The organism is Trichocoleus sp. FACHB-90 (genome assembly GCF_014695505.1).
Lineage (GTDB): Bacteria > Cyanobacteriota > Cyanobacteriia > Cyanobacteriales > FACHB-T130 > Funiculus > Funiculus sociatus.
In genome coordinates this window covers 68696-93490 of record NZ_JACJOK010000087.1, presented here as the reverse complement: position 1 = coordinate 93490, position 24795 = coordinate 68696, and the positions used below count along the sequence as shown (strand labels likewise).

The following is a 24795-nucleotide window of genomic DNA, read 5'->3' as shown; positions in this document are numbered from 1 at the left end:
TATCGCAAACCTAGCGACTTGCTGCTTCAGCCGTTTCCTGCTTCTGAGTAGAACCCTGAGTCCCCAGTTGAATCAACTCTACCTTGTAGCCATTCGGGTCTTCCACAAAGGCTATCACCGTCGAACCATGCTTCATTGGCCCCGGTTCCCGCGAGACTTTGCCGCCACGCGCCTTTATTTCCTCACAGGTGGCGTAAATATCATCAACACCAATAGCAATGTGACCGTAGGCATCTCCCAAATCGTACTGTTCTTTGCCCCAGTTGTAGGTTAGTTCCAGCACCGTGTGGTCAGACTCATCGCCATAACCCACAAAAGCCAGGGTAAATTCCCCGCCAGGATAATCTTTTTGGCGCAGCAACTTCATGCCCAGCAGTTCGCAGTAAAATTTCAAAGACTCTTCTAAGTTGCCGACTCGCAGCATGGTGTGTAGCATTCGCATCGTTTTAATCCCAAATTCCTTCTTAATATGACGCTTGAGTGTCCGTTCAGGACGTATTCTAACAATCGGGCTACAAAACCTGATCCGGTTCAGCGAGACTACTAGATGTCAACAAATTTGTCAGGTAGATCCCCCCAATCCCCTAATTTATAGGGGGTTTGAGGATGCCCCTATAAATTGGAGGGCTTTGAAAAGTTTACCTCCGTTAAAGAAGGGACTAGGGGGAGCAAATGTGTGACAACGAAACTTTATCTGAACTGTATTGGGCTAAAAGCCGATTCAAGGCCTGCACAAATGTGAGCCACTTGCAATCTTGCTATTAAGGGTGAAACAAAATGATGAACACGCCAGATACAGCCATTGACGCTATTGTGGCTCGTGAAATTCTCGACTCTCGCGGTCGTCCAACAGTGGAAGCAGAAGTCTATTTGATCAACGGTGCGGTGGGGCTGGCTCAGGTTCCCAGTGGAGCATCTACAGGGACTTTTGAGGCACACGAACTGCGGGATGAGGATAAAAGCCGCTACGGTGGGAAAGGTGTCCTCACGGCGGTAAAGAATGTTGAGGAGAAAATCGCGCCTGAATTAATGGAGTTGGACGCGCTGGATCAGGTGTTGATTGATACCACGATGATTCAAATCGATGGCTCGGAAAATAAATCGAACCTGGGCGCAAATGCTATTCTTGCCGTCTCGCTGGCAAATGCTAAAGCTGCTGCTGCGACTCTAGAATTGCCTCTTTATCGCTATTTGGGGGGGCCGTTATCGAATGTGTTGCCAGTACCGTTGATGAATGTGATTAACGGTGGCGCTCACGCTGATAATAATGTCGATTTCCAAGAATTCATGATTGTGCCTATTGGGGCAACTTCTTTCCGAGAAGCACTGCGTTGGGGTGCTGAAGTGTTTGCGGCTTTAGCTAAGGTGTTGAAAGATAAGAATTTGCTGACAGGCGTAGGGGATGAAGGCGGTTTTGCGCCAAATTTGGAGTCGAATCAAGCGGCTTTAGAATTGTTGGTGGCGGCGATAGAGCAGGCTGGTTATAAACCAGGAGAACAAGTTGCTTTGGCTCTGGATGTTGCCGCTAGCGAGTTCTACAAAGATGGTCAGTATGTTTACGATGGAGCGTCCCATTCGCCTGCTGATTTTATTGAGTATATGGCGAAGTTAGCCGGGCAATATCCGATTATTTCCATTGAGGATGGTTTGCACGAGGAAGACTGGGAAAGTTGGAAACTTTTGACCCAGAAAGTGGGCGCATCTGTGCAACTTGTTGGTGACGATTTATTTGTTACCAACCCAATTCGATTACAAAAAGGAATTGAACAGGCATCTGCTAATTCAATCCTGATTAAACTTAATCAAATTGGTTCTCTAACGGAAACTTTGGCAACTATTGACCTAGCTACTCGCAATGGTTTCCGGTCGATTATCAGCCATCGTTCCGGCGAAACTGAAGATACGACAATTGCCGATTTAGCCGTAGCAACTCGCGCAGGTCAAATCAAAACTGGTTCTCTGTGCCGCAGCGAACGGGTAGCGAAGTATAACCGCTTGCTGCGAATTGAAGATGAATTGGGCGATCGCGCAACTTATGCCGCTACTGTAGGTATGGGGCCAACAATTTAGCCATCCACACAGTTTTCGGTACGGGAGGCTGAGCCTCCCACCCCCTCGTTCCCAGGCCCAGCCTGGGAACGAGAATATGAGGTGTCTTATTCATGGGTAAAAGCCCATAGTTGGCAACCCAAGTGTTTCTTCCCAACCCATCATTAGGTTGAGACACTGGAGGGCTTGACCTGCTTGCCCTTTGACTAAGTTGTCAATTGCTGACATAACTATTACGCGGTCGGTGCGGGGATCAACTTCGATGCCGATATAGCACAAGTTGGTGCCGCAAGCCCATTTTGTTTGTGGGTAAGTGCCGCCTGGTAACATTTTGACGAATGGAGATGAGCGGTAGAAGGCTTTGTAAATGGTGAGTAAATCTTCTCGCACCAGTCCGGGATCGCGCAGGGTGGCGTAGACGGTGGCTAAAATTCCGCGCACCATCGGGATCAGGTGCGGGGTAAATTGTACTCTGACTTCGTGTCCAGCCAAGTCGCTACAAACTTGCTCAATTTCTGGGGTATGGCGGTGCCTTCCGCCGACTCCGTAAGGGCCAAGCGAGTTGTCAGCCTCAGCTAGTAACAAATTGGTTTTTGCTTGCCGTCCGCCGCCAGATGTGCCGGATTTGGCATCGATAATGGCGGTTTCTGACAAGATTAATCCTTGCTTTAAGAGTGGTGAGAGTGCCAGGAGACTCGCGGTGGGATAGCAACCAGCACAACCTATTAGCGAGGCTTCGGCAATGCGATCGCGATATAGTTCCGGTAAGCCATAAGCTGCTGTGGCAGCAATTTCTCGATCTGCGCGATCGCCACCATACCAGGATTGGTATGTTTCCAAGTCAAAAAATCGGTAGTCAGCCGATAAATCCAGCACTTTGCACCCCTTCGCCACCAATGCTGGTGCCATTTGATAGGCAAGACCATTCGGCAAGGAGAGAAAAACGACTTTACAGCGACTGGCAATGGTGTCTAAATCCAGCGGTTCTATGTTTAAGTCAACGCAATGGCCTAGATGCGGGTAGAGGTCGGAAAATGGCTTTCCGGCACTACTCTCCCCACCTAAGTAAACCAGTTCGACTCCCGGATGCTCCTTCAAGAGTCTGACCAGTTGCACACCACCATAGCCCGACGCGCCAACAATTCCAACTGGCACACGTCCTAATTCACCCATGATGCTCTTGTTTCCTAAAAATCTTTAATTTTAAGCGGTCAGTAATCAGCCAAAGTCAAAGCGATCGCACAAAGCTACTTTTGCTGCATTGTAGTATCAAAACTAAGATTTGGTGGTAGAAATTTTAACATAATCGTCCAGCGCAACAATGTTAGTTGCCGGGATTCAAGACTAACTATAGCAACTAATCCTATATTGCTCCGATAATTTAGTAATTTATTCACTTAATAAAAGCACCGCTGCTGCTAAATAGTTTTGGCTTTACTGCGGATTCTAATTAGCTTTATTGATCACCATGCTGATATATCGTAATTCCTACATAAGTTGTGGAATCCTGTCATTCAATTCCTTTTAATAGTTCACTTGGTGACACATTTAAGGCTTTTGCTAAGCGGACAATATTGATTAAGGCAACGTTTCTTTCACCGCGCTCAATTCCGCCAATGTAGGTGCGGTGTAAATCTGTCAGTTCTGCCAAATCTTCCTGAGAAAGCCCTAGTGCTTTTCTCAGTTGTCGGACTTGTTCGCCAAATTTTTCAAGCTCAGGTGCCACTATTAGGAGAAAGGATGATACTTCAACTACCGATTGTGCCACAGACTATAAGTATCAAGGCGAGCGATCGCGCGTTAGCGCATCCCTCTATAATCTAAGTGACTGCCCCTCTTAGTGGTGGCAACAGGCTACTATCAAGAGAGATAGTTTTTTACGGTTTATTGCTGTTAATCTGTGGAATTGCCTCAAAGCCAAGATGCGAAGCATCGCGCTGCTTCAAACCAAACGTTTAAATTTGACTCGATTGATGCTGCCTTAGCAGACCTCAAGGCTGGGCGGATGGTCGTGGTAGTGGATGATGAGAGTCGGGAAAACGAAGGTGATTTGATTTGTGCGGCGCAGTTTGCCACGCCGGACACGATCAATTTCATGGCGGTGTATGCGCGGGGTCTGATTTGTTTGGCGCTGACAGGCGATCGCTTGGATGAACTCGATCTGCCCTTGATGGTTAGCAACAACACCGACAGCAACCAAACCGCCTTCACCATCAGCATCGACGCCTCCCCCAGTATGGGTGTACGCACAGGAATTTCTGCTGAAGATAGGGCGCTGACGATCCAGGTAGCTATTAATCCCGCAACATCCCCACAAGACTTGCGCCGTCCGGGTCACATATTCCCTCTACGGGCGCGGGAAGGTGGCGTTTTGAAACGGGCAGGTCATACAGAAGCCGGGGTTGACTTGCCAAAATTGGCAGGATTATATCCAGCTGGGGTGATCTGCGAAATTCAAAATCCCGATGGTTCGATGGCGCGGTTGCCGGAGTTAATAGAATACTCCAAGATGCACAATCTGAAAATTATCAGTATTGCTGACTTAATTAGTTACCGCCTCAATCACGAAAGATTCGTCTGTCGCGAGACGATTGCTGAATTGCCTACTCAGTTTGGCAATTTCCAAATTTACGCTTACCGTAACACCTTAGATCAATCAGAAACAGTTGCTATTGTTAAGGGCAACCCAGCTGATTTTAATGACAAAAAGGTGATGGTGCGGATGCACTCGGAATGTCTGACTGGTGATGCTTTGGGTTCTCTGCGTTGCGACTGCCGAATGCAACTGCAAGCGGCGCTGAAAATGATTGAAAATGCCGGAGCAGGCGTTGTGGTTTATCTGCGGCAAGAAGGGCGGGGAATTGGTTTAATTAATAAGTTGAAAGCCTATTCTTTGCAAGATATGGGGCTGGATACTGTAGAAGCAAATGAGCGATTGGGATTTCCGGCCGATTTGCGGAATTATGGGGTAGGAGCGCAAATCCTCAACGATTTAGGGATAACCAAAATTTGCTTGATTACTAATAATCCCCGCAAAATTGCTGGGTTGAAAGGCTACGGTTTGGAGGTGGTAGATCGGGTGCCATTGTTGATTGAGGCAAATGATTATAATTCGATCTATCTAGCGACAAAAGCCCAAAAGTTGGGTCATATGCTGTTGCAGACGTATTTAGTTACAGTAGCGCTGCACTGGCAGGATGAACCGCAGGTAACGGAACGCTACGAAAGATTGGATAAACTGCGGCATTTGGCAAGAAGTCATGATTTGTTGTTGCAGGAAGAAACGCGACCTGTAGCGATCGCGCTTTTCGGGAAACCATCGCTAACTGTTCACTTGGGTTTTGACCAACCGCATCTGGCAGCATCCGATTGGTATCAAGACAATGGTCATCCTTATGTGAAAGCGATCGCGCAAATTCTTGATGCTTTATCGCAATGGCAACATTTGGAAGGCCTGGAATTTATGATTTCAACTGGTTTAGACCCCCTGACAGGCTTACAAATACACCTAGATCGGCAAACCTTCCCCATAGGTACTCTACCTTCCTCTGTTTGTGACAACTTAGAAACTCAAAAAATCTACAGTTTTCAGGGATTTTAGATTTTAGATTTTGGATTTTTGTCTTCAATCCAAAATCTAAAATCCAAAATTGGATAAAGCCATGCAATATCAATACACCATAAAAATTTTGGGACTGGCGATTCTACTGAGTGGATTATCCCTCAACCCCCATTCCCTAATCCCCAGCCCCCAGTCCCCAGTATTAGCTCAATTAAGTGCTGAGGAATTATTTAATCGGGGCGAACGAAAATATAACAAAGGTGACTACAGCGATGCTGTCACAGATTTCAATGAAGCACTTCGCCTGGATTCCACCTTGGAAAAAGCTTATTATCGCCGGGGTTTGGCAAAGCGTCAGCTAGGAGATAATTCAGGTGCGATCGCAGACTATACCTCTGTGTTGGGCTTGAATCCTAAAAATACTGATGCTTACTTAAGTCGGGGTGCTGTGTATGCTGAAGAAAAAAATTATCGAGAAGCAATTGAAGATTACACCGCAGCGCTGAAGCTTAATTCAAAGAATGCGATCGCTTACTATAATCGGGGAAATGCGCTGAGTGGGTTAGGCGATTCTAAAGCTGCTTTTGAGGATTTAAGCAAAGCAATTCGGATACAACCTAACTATGCTAACGCCTACGTAAACCGGGGAAATGTTCGCGTTAAATTAGGTGAAACAAAGGAAGCAATTGCCGATTTTACTAAAGCGGCGAGTCTCAATCCGAATTTAGCAGAAGCTTATTACAACCGAGGGATTCTTCGGCGGCGAATGGGAGATATAGAAGAAGCGATCGCAGATTACGACAAAGCAATCCAACTCGATGCAAACAATGCTGCTGCTTACTACAATCGGGCAATTGCACGTCATTTAATTGGTAATTCTCAAGCAGCAATTGATGACTATAGTGAGGCAATATCGATTTCTCCCAAATTTGCCAAAGCTTTCGGAAATCGGGGGTTAATTCGCTACGAAACAGGCGATGCAAGAGGCGCAATTCAGGATTTACAAGCAGCAGCAGAACTTTTTAGCGATCAAGGTATGACTGCTGATTATCAAAAAGCATTGCAATTGCTGCGACAATTACAATAGACCTGTCTTGAAAGCTAAGCCCTGAACTAAAGTACCCTTCGGGAACGCTACGCGAACGGGCTAAAAGCTTAAGTCCGTTGAAACGGACTAAAATGCTTTGTGTATATGAATTTCAAATCTTAAGTCAGTGCCATTCGTGCTGAGGTACTAATAACTTCAAGCATTTATGCCTCCTGATTTGAAATTTCTACCTGGGATAAGACTTGCAAGTAGGCTTTGACAGCGCCAGATAACCCGATTTCCAAAGCATCAGCAATCAGAGCATGACCAATAGAGACTTCTAGGATACCGGGAATAGAGCAAAATTTTCCCAGATTTTGGAGATTGAGATCGTGTCCAGCATTAACCCCTAGACCGAGGGATTGAGCCATTTGAGCAGCGATCGCGTATTCCTGAAAAACAGACTCTACATCGCCATGCCCAAATGCAGCCGCATAGGGTTCAGTGTACAGCTCAATGCGTTGGGTGCCGATGTCTTTAGCGTGTTGAATCTGCACCAAATCTGGATTCAAAAACAAACTGACTCGAATCCCCAGATTTCTTAACTCATCAATAATCGGGATGAGCCGCTGTCCATCTTCAACCAGATCCCAACCGCGATCTGAAGTGAAAGTATCGGCAGCATCAGGCACCAATGTACACTGCGTTGGTTTGACTTGGCGAACCATCTCCATAAACTGCGGTTGGAATGGATTGCCTTCAATATTAAACTCAACCGCGATCGTTTCCGCTAGAGCATACACATCCTCTGGTCGAATGTGACGTTTATCTGGGCGGGGGTGAACTGTAATGCCATTGGCACCAGCTTCGATACAGATTGTCGCAGCTTTGGTGACGCTTGGGAGTTCCAAAGAACGAGAATTTCTGAGCAGAGCAACCTTATTGAGGTTGACGCTAAGATTGGTCATTGCTTGTTACCTTTCGCAAACACGGGTGTAATTTTGTACATAAGCGGGTAGACTGATTCCCGGCTGTAAACGAGAATCGGCAATTGGCGCAGCAGCAGTTAATTGCAGAGGAACAACACCCGCCCACACGGGTAAGCTGTAGTCTGCTTCGTCATCGTTAGGATCGCCAGTCCGCACCTTAGCTGATGCCTCATTCAGGGGTAGGGAGAGTACCAAGGTTCCCTGAATTTCCTGACGACTTGGCGATCGCACCTCTGCCCACCGTCCCGGTATTACGTGTTCGGTAAAGGCGAGGAGTGCTTCCAGTTTTTCTTCAGGGTTTTCCGCAATCATCGCTGTGCCAAAAATTACAACTGAGCGATAATTCATCGAGTGGTGGAAGGCAGACCTCGCCAGTACCAGCCCATCCAGCAAAGTGACTGTAACGCAGACCTCAATCCCGTTGGAGAGCGATCGCAACATCCGGCTAGCAGGCGATCCATGAATATACAGCTTGTCTCCTACCCTCCCATAAGCAGTAGGAATGACAAAAGGCTGACCGTCTACAACAAATCCAACATGGCACACCAACCCTTCATCCAAAATTTGATAGATAACCGGACGTTCGTAACCTGCGCGTTGAGGAAGACGCTTAACGGTGCTGCGTTGCGTAGCGGTAAGTTCCTCACTCATTTCATGTTCTAAAGAACTCATGATTTCCTCCTAGTAGTGTTTAATACCTTTGATGGCTTATAGACCGTTTAGAATGTCTCTTTAATCACATCAAATCTAGCCGCATCCCGTTAGTTTCACTGAAGCCAAGACTAGAGTAAACTGGCTTACCTGATGGAGAGGCGTGTAGGATAACCCTTGTGCAGTTAAGCGATTTCAGATGGTCGATTGCACAAAGCGTGAGTTTTTTGGCAAGTCCCTGTCTGCGGTGAGGCGGTTCAACGTAAACTCCCCAGATGTATCCATAATTGCGAGATTCCGGTTTGAGGATATGCGGGTAAAGACCAGCAAACAGTTGACAACTGGCTGAAGCGATCGCTCTACCATCAACCTCCGCGACAAAAGCTTTGTAGCATCGCTCTTTTCGAGCGCGTTCTATAAACTGGAGCGTAATGTCGAGCCAGTCAGACTCAATAGAGTCAGAAGGAACATGATTATCCAGCCACATTTGATAAAAATGTTCGGCAATTAGGGAATCTTCTTCTGGAAAAGCCTCTCTGATATAGATTTCTCGTTCCATCAGCACGATACGGGTTCACGCTTGTTTCTCTGTTAGAGTAATCTTGAAAGTGGTCTTCTACAAGAGCCACTTTTGCGATCTAATATCAGTCCACTTTGGTCTGATTCTCTCAAGCGGGTAAGTATGGATTTAGCGATCGCCCTCGACAGCAATGCAGTACCCTTACATCGGCAGCTATATGAAGAACTGCGTCAAGCTATTTTGAGCGGACGTTTACCGCCAAAAGAGCGCATTCCTTCAACGCGATCGCTCTCCAAATCTTTAGGAATTTCTCGTACTACCGTTACCCAAAGTTATGAGCAACTGCTCAGCGAAGGCTATATCCAGACCATCGTAGGTTCTGGGACGTTTGTCTGCGATCAACTCCCCGACTTGATGCTGCGAAGTACGCCCGTTGAGTCTCAAGAGAAGATTGCGCGTCCACTTTGCAAGCTGTCCAAGTATGGGATAAACCTATCCCATACGGATGTCTCTTTGATGAGTGAACCCGACACTGCGATTAGCTTTCGCTACGGACGACCTGCTTTTGATAAATTTCCAATGCAACTGTGGCGCAAGCTGCTGTTGAGTCACTGTCGCAAAGGCTCCTCTTGGCTGGACTATGCAACCGATCCCCAAGGACACAGACCTTTGCGAGAAGCGATCGCCCGTTACCTGTCTCGTTCCCGTGCAGTGCAGTGCGACCCCGACTCTGTAATCATGACCAATGGCACCCAGCAAGCGCTGTATATGGTGATGCGCTTGTTGATCGATCCGGGGGATGCGATCGCGATCGAAGACCCAGGCTACCTCAGCGCACGGCGAATCTTTCTCTCACAGGGCGCTAAACTCTTGCCTATCGGTGTAGATGAGTCAGGCTTAGTGGTCAAGGATTTAGCCGATACAACTGAACCGATTAAACTTGTCTACGTAACACCTTCTCACCAGTTTCCCACTGGGGCGATACTATCACTTCCTCGGCGATTAGAGTTACTGTCTTGGGCGCACTCTACGGGGACGATGATTATTGAAGATGATTATGACAGCGAATATCGCTATGGCGATCGCCCGATTCCCGCCTTGCAAGGGTTAGATAAAAGTGACTCAGTGCTTTACATCGGGACTTTCTCGAAGGTGCTGTTTCCCTCGTTGCGGATTGGCTATTTAGTGTTACCCCAGAATTTAGTATCAATCTTTACCCGCGCCAAGTGGTTGAGCGATCGCCAGTTACCGTTGTTAGAGCAGTATATCCTGACGGATTTTATTGAAGAAGGGCATTTAGAACGTCATCTGAGAAGAATGCGATCGCACTATGACCAATGTCGAAGCGTGTTAGTGCAGGCTTTAAAGGCTCACTTTGGGGAACAAGCGACTATTCTAGGCGAAAAGGCTGGAATTCATTTGATGGTGCGACTGTACACCAGCTTTAGCGATGAGGAGATTATTCAGCGTGCTGCGAAAGTGGGTGTCGGGATGATGTCCGCCGAACCTCATTATCTCAAAGCACATCGCCCTGGCGAGTTTATCTTTGGTTACTCTGAACTCACTTTGCTACAAATTGAGGAGGGAATTGGCAGGTTGGCGGAAGTTTTGAAATAGAGCTGAAGCTGAAAGTAAAATTTATTACTCTTGGGTTAAGTCACCAAAGCGATCGCGATATCTCGCCAGTAACTCAGCCATTTCAGATGCTTGCTGTTGTGCTAACTCCCGCTGATTTCGCTCAATTTCAGCCAATTCCTCAGCAGTCTGATACCTCGCACCTTGGGCATCGTACCAGTACAATACCTCGCGCTGTATGCCTCCGACTTGAGCCACAAATCGCCCAATCCCTAAACCAATTTCTGGCATCCAGAATGGTTCTCCGATTTGTAACTGATATTGTCCATTTACTAAACGGTAAACTTCAAAAGGTTGTTCCTGGTCGCGCCGCCAGAAATTCGGATTATAAATTACATAATACAACACGCCTAAATTGGCATAAATTGCCATTTTTGTGTCGTATTCTCCCCCATAGGTGTGAGAGACAATTTCTAAGACAAAAATAGGCGCAATATTATTTTCTTCCCAAAGAACATAGCTGGAGCGAGAACCATTGTTTTTCCTGCGTTCAACTCCCAAACTTAGAAACCCATCTGGCACCACGGGTACTCTCGGATTCACGCCTGTCGTGTGGTAGATGCCCATATCAACACCAAAATACCAGTCAAGACGATTACCCCAAATGAACTCTAGCAAGAATAATAGAAAATTTGGGATAAAATTCTGGTCTTCGTTATCCACTGGTGTATCATCCGAACAAGGAAGTTCAGCGCTTGTTGGTAATCTGGTTTCCGGGTTGTGCTGTACCATAAAGATTAGCTCCACAAGCTATTAAGATAATTATCCAATAAATTTCCCTAAATAAATCAAATCCATTTAAAGAATAATCTCTTTTCTCTTCCTCTGCATTTTTAGTGTCTCGGCGGTTCGTTTAAAAAAGATAGTTTTCATAAATCAAATGAGATTGCCATAATATGAGTTTAGACGTAATTGTTATCGGTAGCGGAATTGGCGGTTTAACCGCAGGGGCGTTACTTGCTCGTTACGGAAAGCGGGTGCTAGTGTGCGAAAGTCACGCGATCGCTGGTGGTGCTGCACACAGTTTCTCGCGGCAGGGATTTCATTTTGACTCTGGCCCCTCATTTTATTGCGGACTCACCCCTGAAAGCGGTCTAAATCCATTACAGCAAGTGTTAGAAGTTCTGGGAGAGTCGTTGCAAGCTGTTCGCTACGATCCTATGGGTCACTATCACTTTCCTGAAAGCACCTTTCCCGTTTACAGCAATGCAGAACGCTATCGGCAAACAGTTGCTGAAATTACGCCTCAAGGTGCAAGCGAATTAGAACAATTTGAAAAACGTTTACTACCTCTTTACGAATCGCTGCGGGGGATTCCTACTATTGCTTTGAGAGCCGATTGGCAGATGATACCAGTAATTTTGAAGCAATATTTACCATCTGTATTAAAACTGCTACCGTATCTAAGAATCGTCCAAGGTTCTGTTGGCGATGTGATGGATCGAGAGGTGCGAGATCCTTGGGTGCGGCGCTTAATTGACTTAGAATGTTTTCTACTTTCTGGACTTAAGGCGCACGGGACAATTGCCCCAGAAGTGGCATTTATGTTGGGGGAACGTTCTCGCGCTGGTGTCGAGTATCCCGTTGGGGGAAGTGGCGCAATTATTAATGCTTTGGTTCGCGGTTTAAAGCGTTGGGGCGGCGAATTGAAATTGAATGCTCATGTTGAGCAAATATTAATCCAATCGGGCAAAGTGACAGGTGTTAAGTTAAAAAATAGTGAAATCATTAACGCGCCTGTGGTAATTTCTAATGCCACAATTTGGGATACTTATACTAAGTTATTGCGCCCCGAAGATTTGCCGCAATCTTATCGTCAGCAATCTTTAGGGATCCCGGCGGTTGATAGTTTTATGCACTTACATTTAGGCATCCGCGCTGAGGGTTTGGAAAATCTGACCGGACATCATGTGGTAGTTCACGATGCGAGTAAAGATATTACTGAACCGGGGAATACTTGCATGATTTCAATCCCTTCGGTATGGGATGCTAATCTTGCACCAGTGGGACATCATGTGGTTCACGCCTACACGTTGGAACCTTATGAGGGATGGCGACGGGATGAGGGGTATGAGGAGAGGAAAAAAGAGCGATCGCAATCTCTATTGGGTGCGTTAGAGAGAGTGATTCCGGATATACGCGATCGCATTGTATTAGAACTTATCGGCACACCGTTAACTCACGCTTACTACTTACGCCGCTATCAGGGAACATATGGCCCTGCAATTGCAGCTGGTAAAGGGACATTTCCAGGCACACAAACGCCAATTTCTGGATTGTATCGGGTGGGGGATAGCACGATGCCAGGAATTGGCGTTCCCGCTGTTGCTGCGTCTGGGATTTTGTGTGCGAATACTTTAGTAACTCCGAAAGAAACGGCGAAGTTATTAAAGTTATAAAATACAAAAACACCTTTTTTTCATGTTTAATTCAACGAAACTTTAAGAAATACAAAGAGCCTTTTTCAGCGCTTCGTGTACTAACATCAGTATGTCTGATGGTAAAATTTCCAACTGCCTCTGAAACACTGATTCATGGACAGTTGCAATCTTATCAGCCCTAATCAAAGATGTTTTTTTCAGACCTACTTGTAAAAACTCCGGATGGTCTTCTTCAATCACAACCCAAGTTTCACGCAAAGCATCGACAGGCATTTTTGAGAAAATACCCAAAATAATCAACTCTTCTCTATGAACTGCTAAAACAAGAGCTGGTCTAACTTTTGTGGCAGTTAGATCGCTAAATGGGAAGCGCACCAACCACACTTGTGCTGGCTTAGGCTTCGTCATTATAGATATCTTCCTCTGGGTCGTTCCACTCCTGAAAACCTGTCTCTGCCAGCTGCATCATCGTAACGGTTTCCACTCTTTTTTCAATATCTGCCATCAGTGCTACAAGTTCCTCCACTGGTAGCTGGAAGATCATGGCTTTAATTTCTTCAACATTTTGATTTGATGTCATAACGATCCTTCTTTGAAAACGGACTTTGTTTTTGTAGAGGCGATCGCACCTTTCCCCAAAATGCGATCGCGTTTTAAGAAATGAACCACTCTAAGCGATCCAGAAATTTGCACAATCACCCGTATAACTGCAACTTTAGTCGTAATTAGTGCGTCTTTGCCATAGGGAGATACACCTACAATATCTTACCTGAAAGGAAAATATATTTTTCAGGAAAAGCTATGGAACAACTCTCAAAGCGGCAAAAAGAGGCTTTAACTATGGCCTTGTTGATGAAGACAACTGCTAACAGAGATCCGCGTTTTGAGCGTCGCCTGAAGCAAATATTGTTACGCGGTTATGTTATTTATAAAAGACGCGATCGCTTAGAAGCAAACACTTTTTATCAATATCAATGCAACTTAAAGCGACGATTAAAAGAGTGTCTGGAATTCCAGGACGATAATAGCGAAGTTCCTTATTATTCGTTCCTATTATTAAAGGATCAGTTTCTAGTCCCTAGTCATATAGACTACGAGTTAACCGTAGGCGCGAGTCAAGTTAATCAAAAATATTTTTCTCTTGATAATCAACACAAATTTTCTTTATTTCGATATCATATCGCGTGGGTAAGGTTGTGTTTAGCAGTATGCACAACAAATCCTCTAATTGTCAGATTAAAGAAAAAACTTGGCTGTATTAGCTTAATTCCGATTAAAGTAAGGAAAGAGCCTGTGAAAGTCCGAAATATTCGGATTCATTATCACGATTTATACCATCTTGAGGTTGCTCAACTAGAAAGAATCCAGATGGGAAGATACATGGTAAGCGGCATTCACGGAATAAAAGCGCCAGTATTTCATGATGCTCCGATTTTACAAGAGTATGACGGATTTCTAGATGAAGCTAGAATTGCGATTCACGAGTGGTTAACTCGACCTACAGCTTTTAGTAAAATTAAGGCAATTTGCTGGATGACTTTGCTAATATTACACGGCATCAATCCTTTTGCAGTTGTCATGCGTCATCTAAAGAGTATGAAGAAAAAGCAGCAAGAATTATGGTGCTGATTCGATGTTATAAACAAACCGCGAAGCGGGGAAGGAAGAAGGGAAACAAGGGTTTTGTTATGGGGTGCGATCGCACCCCACGTTATTTTCTTTCATCGTCTGTTGATTCAGCTAGAATTTCCTGCAATACGGGTGATAGTTGATTATTCAAACGTCCTGCACGGATAAGTTCGGCGTAGGTGTCGGCTTCAATATCTAAGAGTTTTTCTCGCAGTTGTTCCATATTAAGCGATCGCAACTCAGGATATTGATTTTGCAGCTTCTCAATTTCCTCCTCAATACCCTTGAGTTGTCCTTGAACCAGATTTAACTCGTAACGATAAAACTCCGGATCGATTTCTGATTCTTTGCCAGCTTCCAATAAATAATTCAACACTCGATTTAAGGCGATGCGACGGGCAATTGCCTCTGAATATCGCTGGCGTAGCGGCTGATCTCCAACCAACCCTAATCTTTCCAAAAACCACTGAGTTGTCAAACCTTGAACTAACAAAGTAAACAACACAACGCCAAACACCATATCAATAATTTCGTCTCTTCCTGGTAAGATAATGGGTACACTTACCGCTAAGGCAATTGAAACTGAGCCTCTTAAACCACCCCACCAAAGTATTGTTTGATCTCGCCAACCTATTTGTGATTTAACTAGCCAATTGCTCAAGGCACTGAGTCCATAGATAGCAACAGCTCTGGTTAGCAGCACTGCCCCAATTGTTACTGCAATTAGACCAAAATTCTCCACTAGACGCGAGTAGCGGATTTGATCACCAATCAAAAGAAAAACGATGGAATTTACAAAAAATGCTAAAAATTCCCAAAACTCAGATACCAGTAACCGGGTGCGCGGGTTCATACCAATGCGGGAGCCAAAGTTACCCAAAATTACGCCAACTGTGACAACCCCAATTACACCAGAACCACCCAATTCTTCTGTTATCAAATAAGTGCCGTAAGCGGAAACAAGAGTGAGTGATTGTTCTACTAATGGCAAGTCAAAACGTTGCGTAAGGTAGGAAATTCCAAAACCAACTAAGCTGCCAATTCCAATCCCAACACCAACAAATACTAAAAAACTAGCAACTGTAGTGTCTATTGCAAACTCATTGGTTCCCAGAGGGATTCCCACTAGCAACGTAAACGCCACCACCGCCACGCCATCATTAAATAAACTCTCTCCCTCCATCAACATTGTTAAGCGTTTGCCAGCACCCAGTTCCCGAAACAAAGCTACTACGGAAACGGGATCAGTAGCAGATAAACAAGCACCGACAAGGAGGGCAGTTGTAAGAGGAAGTCCAGTCAGCCAATTGAGGGGAAATGCAATTCCGATAACCGAAATGATGACACCGACGATGGCAAACAAAGTGACTGGAAATAAATCATCCTTCAAGTCTCGCCAGCGGATATTCCAGGCAGCTTCAAACAGCAGAGGAGGCAAAAAAATCTCTAGAATCAATTGTGGCGACAGGTTCACCAGCCGTACATCTACAAACGCTAGGAATAACCCGACAATCACCAGCAGCAATGTGTAGGGAATTTGGCGTAACCAACTGAAAATCCGCGAGAGTGTCGCCACAGTCAACGAAACAGACAACACCAGCAGAAATTGTTCCAGACTTTGCTTAATGGAAGCTTCGTCTAGGGTAGTTTCTATCACCATAGGAAACTCCAAATTCGTAATTAGCAGCTAAAACACTGTAGCTTTTAATTTACCCTTCAATCTAGAGGTTGTATAGGATACTCTGTTGAATTTCCAACATCGTATCATTAAAGATATGTACTTTTTCGTAGACACAATTTATTGCATCTATCTTAAGGAAGAAAAGACGTTATGTCAGACATTAAACAATTAATTGCAGATATCCAGCAGGAAGCGCAACGGGAAACATTTCCCGTCGATGAACCAGTTTATCAGGCAGCGAATTTGGAGCCTACGCAGCCAATTCTCTATGCAGGCAATCTGGAGAGCCATCTGTGCTTTTTTGCCCGCGATTTGGGAAAAGATGAAGTGCGGGCAGGTCAACCGCTTTATGGTGCTGCTGGTGGCTTTGTGCGTCGAGGTTTGTACCGTGCGATCGCAGCCACCGAACCCAATAAGGATACTGATTTACAAGTTGTCCTAGATCGGGTTTTACTTACGAATACGGTGCCTTACAAACCACCGGGTAACAAAGCATACACTGAGGCTGTGAAAAAACGATTTCGCCCGTTTTTAGAGCGATTTTTGGTATTGCATTGGCAAGGAGATAAAATTATTACGCTGGGGAATGAAGCGTTTAACTGGTTTGCCCCTTATGCTGCTAAGGGTGAATTGAAGCAGTTTTTTGCAAGAAGCGATCGCTACTCTACCAGCATTCAAGTTACGCTTCAGGCGAAGGACACTGAAGGTAACTTACATCAACGTCCCGTGACGCTATTGCCATTGCCTCATCCTTCCCCACTCAATCAAAAATACTACGCCCAATTTCCCCAATTACTTCAAGATCGACTTGCTGAAATATTGCCGTAAGTGATCCCCTTCAGCAATTTGTGTGATTTCTGTCAATTCTTGATTAGGTTTCTTTTGGTATCATACTTATTGTACTAACACAAGTTACTTTTGGTTGATTTTATGCTTATTTTGTAGCTTTATTACCGGAAATTTGTCAGGCAAACAGCCACTGATATTATCTAAAACCCCATTATTTGCCTGAATTTATGGTTGTAAATCAGCAACTTAATCAACCTATAAAATTGGCAATGCTAACTCAATTATGGCAATGTCATAATGTGAAATCGCGCTGATATTGTAATTTTAGGGTAAGCCTGATTATTGACAGCATAACTTTAGAATTCAGCCTATTTGCTTATTACAGCTATGAAGTTGTGCGTAACTTGATTCTGGATAATTTAAAGCAAAATGATCTTCTGAAAGTACAGCAAGAGGTTGATGAAATCGACGGATGGTTAGCAACTCGGCTGGCTGAAATAGAAACAATTGCTAACACTCCAATAATTCGGACTATGGTTTGGTCTGTGACAGGTTCTTACTTAAAATTAGAAGTTAAGTGGCTGAAGGAATACACGCATATATCGCTGGTTAGCCCTGAACCTTGCCCAGCAGGTTCGTTTGAAATAACTGCTAGAAGAAGCTAAAAAATAGAGCAATTAGACGTAAAATATGATCCATTTATCCAGCCGATTGTGCATTTAACTAAGAGCTTTTATGCAGAAAGAAATAAAATATTTAATCAATATATAGATTAACAGGAGTGCAATAATCGCATATGCAAAAATCTGATGTTATTTTAGTAGTTGATGATACTCCTACTAATCTACAATTAATATCTGAGGCGTTAACTGATGTAGGCTTTGAAGTTGCTACAGCTATAAATGGCGAAATGGCACTGAAGCAGATTCAATATAGCTTGCCAGATTTGATTCTATTAGATGTGATGATGCCAGGAATAAACGGCTTTGAAACCTGTAAGCGCTTGAAAGAAAATGCCGCCACCTGCGATATTCCAGTTATTTTTATGACTGCCCTTTCCGATACAGATAGTAAGGTAAAAGGTCTAAGTTTGGGGGCAGTGGATTACATCACCAAACCCTTTCAAGAGGAGGAATTATTAGCTAGGGTCAAAACTCATTTAGAATTGCGAAATTTGACAAAAAATTTAGAACAAAAAGTTGTAGAACGAACAGCGGAACTTTCCCTGGCATTAGAAGACTTACAAGAGTCTCAAATCAAACTCGTCCAGCGAGAAAAAATGTCTGCCCTTGGTCAGTTAGTAGCAGGAATTGCCCACGAAATCAATAATCCTGTGGGATTTATTTCCGCTAATTTAGAGCATACTGAAGAATACTTTAAAGCTTTAGTTCATCATTTACAACTTTATCAGCAAGAGTTTTCTCAGCCAGGAGTAAAAATTTTAGAGGATGCGGAAGATATTGACTTAGAGTATCTGTTGACAGACTTACCGAAAATCATCGGTTCTATGCAACAGGGAACGGAACGCATTCGCCATATTAGCAACTCTATCAGAATTTTCTCTAGAACAGATAGCGATCGCAAAGTTTTTTTTAATATTCATGAGGGGATAGATAGCACCATTTTGATTTTGCAACATCGGTTGAAAGCTAATGAAAAGCGTCCCGATATTGTGATGATTAAAGAATATGGCTGTTTGCCCAATATAGAGTGTTATCCCGGACAGATAAACCAAGTGTTTATGAATCTGCTGGCAAATGCGATTGATGCCATAGAAGAAGCCAATCAAGAACGTTCTTTTGAGGAAATTAAAGCATATCCTAATCAAATCGCGATCCACACAAACCTAACTGAAGATGGTAGTGGTGTGGTAATTAAGATTATAGATAATGGAGCAGGAATGTCAGAGGATACGAAGAAAAAAGTTTTTGACCAGTTCTTTACAACTAAAGCCGTGGGGAAAGGAACGGGATTAGGATTATCGATTGTCCGCCAAATTGTGGTAGACAAGCATGGGGGAACCCTGGAGGTAAAATCAATATCAGGACAAGGTTCAGAGTTTGCGATCGCGCTTCCAGTTAAGGATGAGATTATTGATTGATAGCAACTCAATTGTGTGGCGTTTAGAACTATCTATTAATCGGCGTTAACGTAGCGGTTTGTCTTGATAACTTTGCCTTCTTTATCAAAAGCTATTTCAAAATTAATCCAAGCAAAATCACCCACGAAAGCTGCTCCATCATTGCCATAATACCAGCAATTATATTTTTTATTCGGTCTAAAAATATAACAATTTGTAGAAGTGCTAGATGTGGGTGGCGGCAATATTTTCAAAACCTCATCTTTGAGCATTCCTATTTTTATACTGGCAAATTTTGCTTCTGTAAATCCGGGAGGCACTATTGTGTCAATTAAAGGATTAAGTGAAAAATAACTTTCTGTAAAACAGGTTAACCATATAACAGGTGTTAAACCTACAAATAACAAAGCAATTCCATTTAGAACTTTCATGGTTTTCCTCACTTCCTAGTTGGAAACTGAAACCTATGGTTTCTTAAATCGCCTTGACTGATTACTGTTAAATTAAGTTCCTTACTCTCAACTTACGCCGAGTAACACTTCAAAATTACTACGTTTGTAGTTTGAGTTGAAATACCTCACTCAATTTTTCGCGCTGGGTTGCCTTCTGCAAGGCAGCCTAGCCAATTCTGATAATTTAATACTTAATTGGCAGGTTCCCATAAACACTGAAATTCATTAAATATTTCCCTTAAAAACGGAAATAAAACGTTCATCTATCTGTGGTTAGATAGCTTGCGATCGCGCCCAATAAAATAATCTTTCAATCAACATTTTCTGCTTGCAACAACCAGAAACCGCTATAAGTCATCCCCGAATCATCAGGTTGCACCAGCAAAAAATGCAATCCTCGGCTTTGTTGTTTGCGCCTTTCAAACATTTGGGCAGAGTCGGCAACTTCTTTATCTTCAAAAGTAGCAACAACCCAACGGTCAATCAATCCAGCTTCTAATATCAAACCATCAGGCGCACCAGCGATGTAGTTGAGAGAAACAGGACGGGCATCTTGTAACCAACGCGCCAAACGCATTGATTGACGACCACCATAAATCGCCACGCCCGGAACTGGAACTGTTGACGCTAAACCCAAATTGATAGGTAAGAGAAATTCTGGCATCTCCAGAACTGGAATCGGACGTTCTGCAAAAGCTTCCTCTAAATTTCCCGCAGGAAGCGTAGCAAATCGCCATTGCTCCCCCCAAAGGTTTTCTGGCAATGGCAACGGCGGCGGTTTGTCGAGAGGCGAGAGAGATTGTTGCGCCTCCTGCAACAATTTTTTTAAAGCATAGGTGCGTCGAGTCGGTTCCACCTTAACACCCAACTTTCGCCCCGCCGCCTCAAGTAAACTCAACGACTGGGGACGAAAAACTTGGATAACTTCCGGCAGCTTACCATTAGCAGCTTGTTGCAACTGGTCAGCTAACCAGCTGGCATTCGCTTCCGACTGGGGACACAGCGCCTCATAGGTAAAGCTGCGGCTAGAGTCACAAATCAACAACTCCCACAACACCTGCCCTTTTTCATCCTTGCGAGGACACCGATAAAAATCAGCTTGCCAAACCCGACCCATCTTAATACCTCTTCCTTCGCGCCCTATAGCGTCTTTGCGGTTCAAAAAAAAAAGTAGAGTGGACACAGCCCACCCTACTAATAGCTCAAAACTCAGTTAATTCAAACCTCAAGACGTGAAGTGTGGAATTAAAACTAGGCTGAGACTGGAAAAACTATGCTATAACACTCGCCAGAATTGGTTCAACACCCACTGAAGTTCCCGGCGCGTACACTTGAGTAACGTAGTCCGCAATCATTCGGTCAGTGTTGAACAGCGGCGAATTTGTCTTAATCGACGCTTTCATCATCCCAATCCAACGATGGGGAACTCCATTCTCATCTTGGTCATAGTACAAAGGAACAATTTCCTCTTCCAGTAACCGATAGAGAGATTCAGAATCAATCCGGTCTTGCAACTCTTGGTCGCTGGTGTGGGCATCTTCACCAATTGCCCAACCGTTGGTGCCTTTTCCATTAGCATCAGCTTGATAGCCTTCGCACCACCAACCGTCGAGGACACTGCAATTGATACCGCCGTTGAAGCAGACTTTCTGCCCACTCGTACCGGAGGCTTCCAGAGGGCGACGCGGGTTATTTAGCCAAACATCGACACCTTGCACCAGTTTTTGCCCTGTGTAGATGTCGTAGTCTTCAACTAAGGCAACTCGGTTGAGAATATCTGGGTGCTTACACCATTCCATCAACCGCTGGATAATCCGCTTGCCTTCTTCGTCGGCGGGGTGCGCTTTCCCTGCAAAGACGATTTGCACAGGTTTTTCGGAATTGCCAAAAATCCTCAAGGCGCGTTCTGCATCCCGCATTAGCAAGTCACCCCGCTTGTATGGGCTGAAGCGTCGGGCAAATCCGATAGTTAGCACGTTGGGGTCTAGCAGCTTGTCAACGGCATCAATGCGGAATTGTTCTTCACCGCGATTTTGCCTTGACATTTTCACCTTAGCGCGGGTGTGGGCAATCAGGCGCTCTTTGAGAACTTGGTGCCGCCACCAGATTTCTTCATCGGGAATTTCGTCTACTTTTTCCCACGTTTTGGGATCAACCATGCGGGTTGACCAATCTTCACCCAGGTACTGGGAATACAAATCGCTAATTAGGGGTGCTGTCCAAGTACGCGCATGGACACCATTGGTGATGTGAGCAATTGGTACTTTGTCTTCTTTGCGGTCTGGGTAGAGAATATTCCACATCTTGCGGGAGACTTCCCCGTGGAGTTCGCTAACGCCGTTAGCAGTGCGACACATCCGTAAGGCTAAGACGGTCATGCCAAAGGGTTCCCAAGGATCGCCTAGTCGTCTTGCACCGAGTGCCAGGAATTGTTCGCGAGACAAGCCTAGTGTCGGCCAGTAGTGGGCGAAGTAAGAATCCATCAGGTCTGAGGAGAAGACATCGTGACCTGCGGGAACGGGGGTGTGAGTGGTGAAGACACAAGCTTCCCGCACGTCAGCTTCGATATCATAGAAAGACTTGCCGCTACGCTGAATTTCTTGCCGCGCTATCTCCAAGGTGCAGAATGCCGCGTGACCTTCGTTCAGGTGATACACGGAAGGAGTGATGCCCAATGCCTCCAGCGCCCGGACACCGCCAATTCCCAGCATTACTTCTTGGGCGATGCGCGTTTCTTGGTTGCCACCGTACAAGTGTCCCGTTAACCAGCGGTCTATCGGGTCGTTGTCATGGCGATCGCTATCGAGTAGGTAAAGTTTAACTCGCCCGACTCGCGCTAACCAAATTTGTGCTTTGACTATGCGTTGCCGGATTTCCATCTCAATTGTGATGGGTTCCCCTTGCTGATTTTTCATCAACTCTAGGGGCATCTGGTCAAAGTGATTGTCAACATAGTAGTCTTCTTGCCAACCGCCCCGATTTAACCGTTGCCGGAAGTAGCCTTGGCGGTACATTAAGCCGATGCCTACCATTGGCACGCCTAAATCTGAGGCAGATTTGAGGTGGTCGCCTGCTAAGATTCCTAAGCCGCCGGAGTAGATGGGTAAGGATTCGTGGATGCCAAATTCGGCGCAGAAATAGGCTACTGGTCGTTCTGGGGAGATTTGCGGGGCGACGCGACTAGCCCAAGGCGATTTTTCTGCCAGGTAGCGGTCGAGTTGATCGGCTAGTGCTTTCACCCGCTTGATATATGCTGGTTCTTTCGCTAGTTGAGTGAGTCGCACGTAGGAGGCAGATTCCAGAATGGCAACGGGGTTGTGTCCGCAGCGCTGCCATTCGTCGGGGTTGATATTCTGGAATAGGGATGTGCGATCGCAACTCCAACTCCACCAGTAGTTGTATGCCAAATCTGCTAGTCGTTTCAGTGGGAATGGTAGCTTTGCTCGCAGCGTCTCAATTGTTGTCATAAATTCGATTTAATTCACGGTAGCAGGCTTATTCTTCACGAGAAACGAGAGTGAAGATAGGTTTCAGATTAGGCCAATCCCGATCTCGTTATTTCTCGTTCGGCTCACACTCATATACTGAATCGGGATAGGAGTATTCACGGTTGAGAATATAACCGTATCAGGAATGAGTTATAGCTTGCCAAATTTACCAGGACAAAAAGTTATTTTTTACACTGTTTATTGTTTTTTAAGGCAAATTTAAGATACTTCACATAAAATTAATCCGATTTTTCAGCAATTTTGTCCTTGCTCATGGAAGGGAGAACGAGGAATCATGAACCTCAACGCCGCGTTGCTGGGATCTGCGCTTAGGATACCAAGGGAGGAAACAACGGAAAGAGAAGTAGTTCTACATATAGTCCTGGGGCATTTGCAGTTAAATTGGTATTAGGGATAAAACCCTTACCTTTTTCCCAATTACCCTTTACCGCTGACTATGAACCCTGCCCTGACTCAATTTGGCGATCAGATGTCTCGTTTAACTGGTGTTCGCGCCATTATGAAGGACATTATTGAAACTTTGCAAGCAGGTAGTGGGCAGGAATTTATCAATTTAAGCGCTGGAAATCCGGTGATTTTGCCGGAAGTTGAGCAATTGTGGCGGGACTATACCACAGAATTGCTGTCCAGTTCAGATTACGGCGAGGTAGTTTGTCGTTACGGCTCAAGTCAAGGATATCAGCCTTTGATTGACGCGGTGGTTAACGATTTTAATCGTCGCTATGGATTGAAGTTGACTGCTCGGAATGTATTAATTACTCCAGGCAGCCAAACTCTGTATTTCTTTGCTGCTAATGCCTTTGGGGGTTACACTACCAGCGGCGAACTCAAGCAAATTATTCTCCCGCTGAGTCCAGATTATACGGGTTACGGTGGGATTACTTTGGTGCCAGAGGCGTTATTTGCCTATAAGCCTGCTTTGGATATTGATGCCCCTGCTCACAGATTCAAGTATCGCCCGGACTTTAGCCAACTGACCATTACTGAGAATACTGGTTGCGTTTTATTCTCTCGTCCCTGCAATCCTACGGGCAACGTGCTGACAGATGATGAGGTTCGCAAAATTGCGGCTTTGGCTGCGCCTTACAATGTACCTGTGTTGATAGATTCTGCGTATGCACCACCTTTCCCGGCATTAAATTTTACAGAGATGACCCCGTTGTTTGGCGATAATATCCTGCACTGCATGAGCTTATCGAAGGCGGGTTTACCGGGAGAGCGGATTGGGATTGCGATTGGGGATGAGCGGATGATTCAAGTGCTGGAGTGTTTCCAGACGAATATGTGTATCCATTCGTCTCGGTATGGACAAGCGATCGCGGCCCGTGCCATTGAAAGCGGTACTCTTGCAGATATCGCTACAAATGTGATTCGCCCATACTATCAGAAAAAATTTGATGTAGTAGAAAACACTTTAGACAGTTCAATGCCCAAGGATTTACCTTGGTTTTTGCATCGCGGCGAAGGAGCAATCTTTGCTTGGTTGTGGTTGGAAGATTTACCAATTACTGACTGGGAATTCTATCAGCAACTCAAACAGGTAGGTGTAATTGTTGTACCCGGTAGTTCCTTCTTCCCTGGTTTGCGAGAAGAATGGGCGCACAAGCAACAGTGTATCCGCATCAGTCTCACGGCTACAGATCCGGAAATTGAAACTGGAATGCAGCGTTTGGCTAAGGTGGTAGAACAGGTTTATCAGAAGGCAGCCCTAAGTTCAAAATAATTGTATAGCAATCCTAAATGATTCGTGAACCTCTGTAGGGACACGGCAGTGCCGTGTCCTACAGGGCGAATAGTCATTCACAACTTAAATAGGATTGCTATAGCGAGTTTCTACTTTT

The 24795-nt window shown here is 45.0% G+C and carries 23 protein-coding genes; 10 read left to right on the top strand and 13 right to left on the bottom strand.

Translation table 11 applies throughout. The features are described from left to right. Positions 1-10: 10 nt before the first annotated feature. The gene (gene gloA / locus H6F74_RS25590) at positions 11-442 is read right to left on the bottom strand and encodes a lactoylglutathione lyase (protein ID WP_190444943.1); all 432 of its coding nucleotides are present in this window, start codon (positions 440-442) and stop codon (positions 11-13) included. A gap of 335 nt (positions 443-777) precedes the next feature. Here gloA and eno point away from each other — a divergent pair, with 335 nt between their 5' ends. Continuing rightward, entirely contained in the window at positions 778-2070 is a 1293-nt protein-coding gene (eno, locus tag H6F74_RS25585; RefSeq protein ID WP_190444942.1) for a phosphopyruvate hydratase, read from the top strand. Between the two features lie 90 nt (positions 2071-2160). Here the strand turns inward: eno and argC are convergent, their stop codons facing one another. Both argC and H6F74_RS25575 read right to left on the bottom strand, forming a co-directional pair. Continuing rightward, positions 2161-3222: an N-acetyl-gamma-glutamyl-phosphate reductase gene (gene argC, locus H6F74_RS25580; protein ID WP_190424004.1), complete on the bottom strand. Its 1062-nt coding sequence runs from the start codon at positions 3220-3222 to the stop codon at positions 2161-2163. A gap of 337 nt (positions 3223-3559) precedes the next feature. Next, positions 3560-3775, bottom strand: coding sequence for a helix-turn-helix transcriptional regulator (locus H6F74_RS25575; protein WP_313931015.1), 216 nt, complete (start codon positions 3773-3775; stop codon positions 3560-3562). 174 nt (positions 3776-3949) lie between these two features. On the opposite strand from H6F74_RS25575, the gene ribBA reads away from it, so the two are divergent. Both ribBA and H6F74_RS25565 read left to right on the top strand, forming a co-directional pair. Beyond that, entirely contained in the window at positions 3950-5650 is a 1701-nt protein-coding gene (ribBA, locus tag H6F74_RS25570) for a bifunctional 3,4-dihydroxy-2-butanone-4-phosphate synthase/GTP cyclohydrolase II (protein ID WP_347269555.1), read from the top strand. A 61-nt stretch (positions 5651-5711) separates the two neighbouring features. Continuing rightward, positions 5712-6698 (top strand): tetratricopeptide repeat protein, encoded by a 987-nt coding sequence (locus tag H6F74_RS25565; RefSeq protein WP_190444941.1) that lies wholly within the window; start codon positions 5712-5714, stop codon positions 6696-6698. 164 nt (positions 6699-6862) lie between these two features. On the opposite strand, the gene H6F74_RS25560 is transcribed toward H6F74_RS25565, so the two are convergent. The 3 genes from H6F74_RS25560 to H6F74_RS25550 all read right to left on the bottom strand — a co-directional run bounded on the left by H6F74_RS25560 (position 6863) and on the right by H6F74_RS25550 (position 8837). Next, positions 6863-7606, bottom strand: coding sequence for a pyridoxine 5'-phosphate synthase (locus H6F74_RS25560; protein ID WP_190444940.1), 744 nt, complete (start codon positions 7604-7606; stop codon positions 6863-6865). 6 nt (positions 7607-7612) lie between these two features. Beyond that, entirely contained in the window at positions 7613-8299 is a 687-nt protein-coding gene (locus H6F74_RS25555) for a pyridoxamine 5'-phosphate oxidase family protein (RefSeq protein ID WP_242022463.1), read from the bottom strand. Positions 8300-8363: 64 nt separating this feature from the next. Beyond that, positions 8364-8837 carry a GNAT family N-acetyltransferase gene (locus H6F74_RS25550; protein WP_190444939.1) on the bottom strand — a complete coding sequence of 158 codons (474 nt, stop codon included), beginning with the start codon at positions 8835-8837 and terminating at the stop codon, positions 8364-8366. Positions 8838-8960: 123 nt separating this feature from the next. Between H6F74_RS25550 and H6F74_RS25545 the strand changes: the two genes are divergently transcribed. Next, complete coding sequence (locus H6F74_RS25545; RefSeq protein ID WP_190444966.1) at positions 8961-10415, top strand: PLP-dependent aminotransferase family protein; 1455 nt, start codon at positions 8961-8963, stop codon at positions 10413-10415. A 24-nt stretch (positions 10416-10439) separates the two neighbouring features. Here H6F74_RS25545 and H6F74_RS25540 read toward each other — a convergent pair whose 3' ends face one another. Further along, positions 10440-11165, bottom strand: a complete 726-nt coding sequence (locus tag H6F74_RS25540; RefSeq protein WP_190444938.1) for a Uma2 family endonuclease — start codon at positions 11163-11165, stop codon at positions 10440-10442. Positions 11166-11329: 164 nt separating this feature from the next. Here H6F74_RS25540 and H6F74_RS25535 point away from each other — a divergent pair, with 164 nt between their 5' ends. Beyond that, positions 11330-12832 (top strand): NAD(P)/FAD-dependent oxidoreductase, encoded by a 1503-nt coding sequence (locus H6F74_RS25535; protein ID WP_190444937.1) that lies wholly within the window; start codon positions 11330-11332, stop codon positions 12830-12832. A 42-nt stretch (positions 12833-12874) separates the two neighbouring features. Here H6F74_RS25535 and H6F74_RS25530 read toward each other — a convergent pair whose 3' ends face one another. Next, positions 12875-13222: a type II toxin-antitoxin system PemK/MazF family toxin gene (locus H6F74_RS25530; protein WP_190444936.1), complete on the bottom strand. Its 348-nt coding sequence runs from the start codon at positions 13220-13222 to the stop codon at positions 12875-12877. Further along, positions 13209-13394: a hypothetical protein gene (locus H6F74_RS25525; protein ID WP_190444935.1), complete on the bottom strand. Its 186-nt coding sequence runs from the start codon at positions 13392-13394 to the stop codon at positions 13209-13211. Before H6F74_RS25525 ends, H6F74_RS25530 begins: the two co-directional genes overlap by 14 nt. Positions 13395-13615: 221 nt before the next feature. Between H6F74_RS25525 and H6F74_RS25520 the strand changes: the two genes are divergently transcribed. Continuing rightward, complete coding sequence (locus tag H6F74_RS25520) at positions 13616-14443, top strand: hypothetical protein (protein ID WP_190444934.1); 828 nt, start codon at positions 13616-13618, stop codon at positions 14441-14443. A gap of 82 nt (positions 14444-14525) precedes the next feature. On the opposite strand, the gene H6F74_RS25515 is transcribed toward H6F74_RS25520, so the two are convergent. Continuing rightward, positions 14526-16103 carry a Na+/H+ antiporter gene (locus H6F74_RS25515; RefSeq protein WP_190444933.1) on the bottom strand — a complete coding sequence of 526 codons (1578 nt, stop codon included), beginning with the start codon at positions 16101-16103 and terminating at the stop codon, positions 14526-14528. A 171-nt stretch (positions 16104-16274) separates the two neighbouring features. On the opposite strand from H6F74_RS25515, the gene H6F74_RS25510 reads away from it, so the two are divergent. The 3 genes from H6F74_RS25510 to H6F74_RS25500 all read left to right on the top strand — a co-directional run bounded on the left by H6F74_RS25510 (position 16275) and on the right by H6F74_RS25500 (position 19014). Further along, positions 16275-16952, top strand: a complete 678-nt coding sequence (locus tag H6F74_RS25510) for a uracil-DNA glycosylase family protein (RefSeq protein ID WP_190444932.1) — start codon at positions 16275-16277, stop codon at positions 16950-16952. Positions 16953-17308: 356 nt separating this feature from the next. Continuing rightward, positions 17309-17578: a hypothetical protein gene (locus tag H6F74_RS25505; RefSeq protein ID WP_190444931.1), complete on the top strand. Its 270-nt coding sequence runs from the start codon at positions 17309-17311 to the stop codon at positions 17576-17578. 131 nt (positions 17579-17709) lie between these two features. Beyond that, the gene (locus tag H6F74_RS25500; protein WP_190444930.1) at positions 17710-19014 is read left to right on the top strand and encodes a response regulator; all 1305 of its coding nucleotides are present in this window, start codon (positions 17710-17712) and stop codon (positions 19012-19014) included. Positions 19015-19049: 35 nt separating this feature from the next. On the opposite strand, the gene H6F74_RS25495 is transcribed toward H6F74_RS25500, so the two are convergent. The 3 genes from H6F74_RS25495 to glgP form a co-directional block, all read right to left on the bottom strand. Then, positions 19050-19424 carry a hypothetical protein gene (locus H6F74_RS25495; RefSeq protein ID WP_190444929.1) on the bottom strand — a complete coding sequence of 125 codons (375 nt, stop codon included), beginning with the start codon at positions 19422-19424 and terminating at the stop codon, positions 19050-19052. Positions 19425-19755: 331 nt separating this feature from the next. Further along, positions 19756-20562, bottom strand: a complete 807-nt coding sequence (locus tag H6F74_RS25490; RefSeq protein ID WP_190444928.1) for a Tab2/Atab2 family RNA-binding protein — start codon at positions 20560-20562, stop codon at positions 19756-19758. Between the two features lie 154 nt (positions 20563-20716). Further along, positions 20717-22912, bottom strand: coding sequence for an alpha-glucan family phosphorylase (glgP, locus tag H6F74_RS25485; protein WP_190444927.1), 2196 nt, complete (start codon positions 22910-22912; stop codon positions 20717-20719). 478 nt (positions 22913-23390) lie between these two features. Here glgP and H6F74_RS25480 point away from each other — a divergent pair, with 478 nt between their 5' ends. Next, a complete protein-coding gene (locus H6F74_RS25480; protein ID WP_190444926.1) occupies positions 23391-24677 on the top strand; it encodes a valine--pyruvate transaminase in 1287 nt (428 codons plus the stop codon). Positions 24678-24795 lie beyond the last annotated feature (118 nt).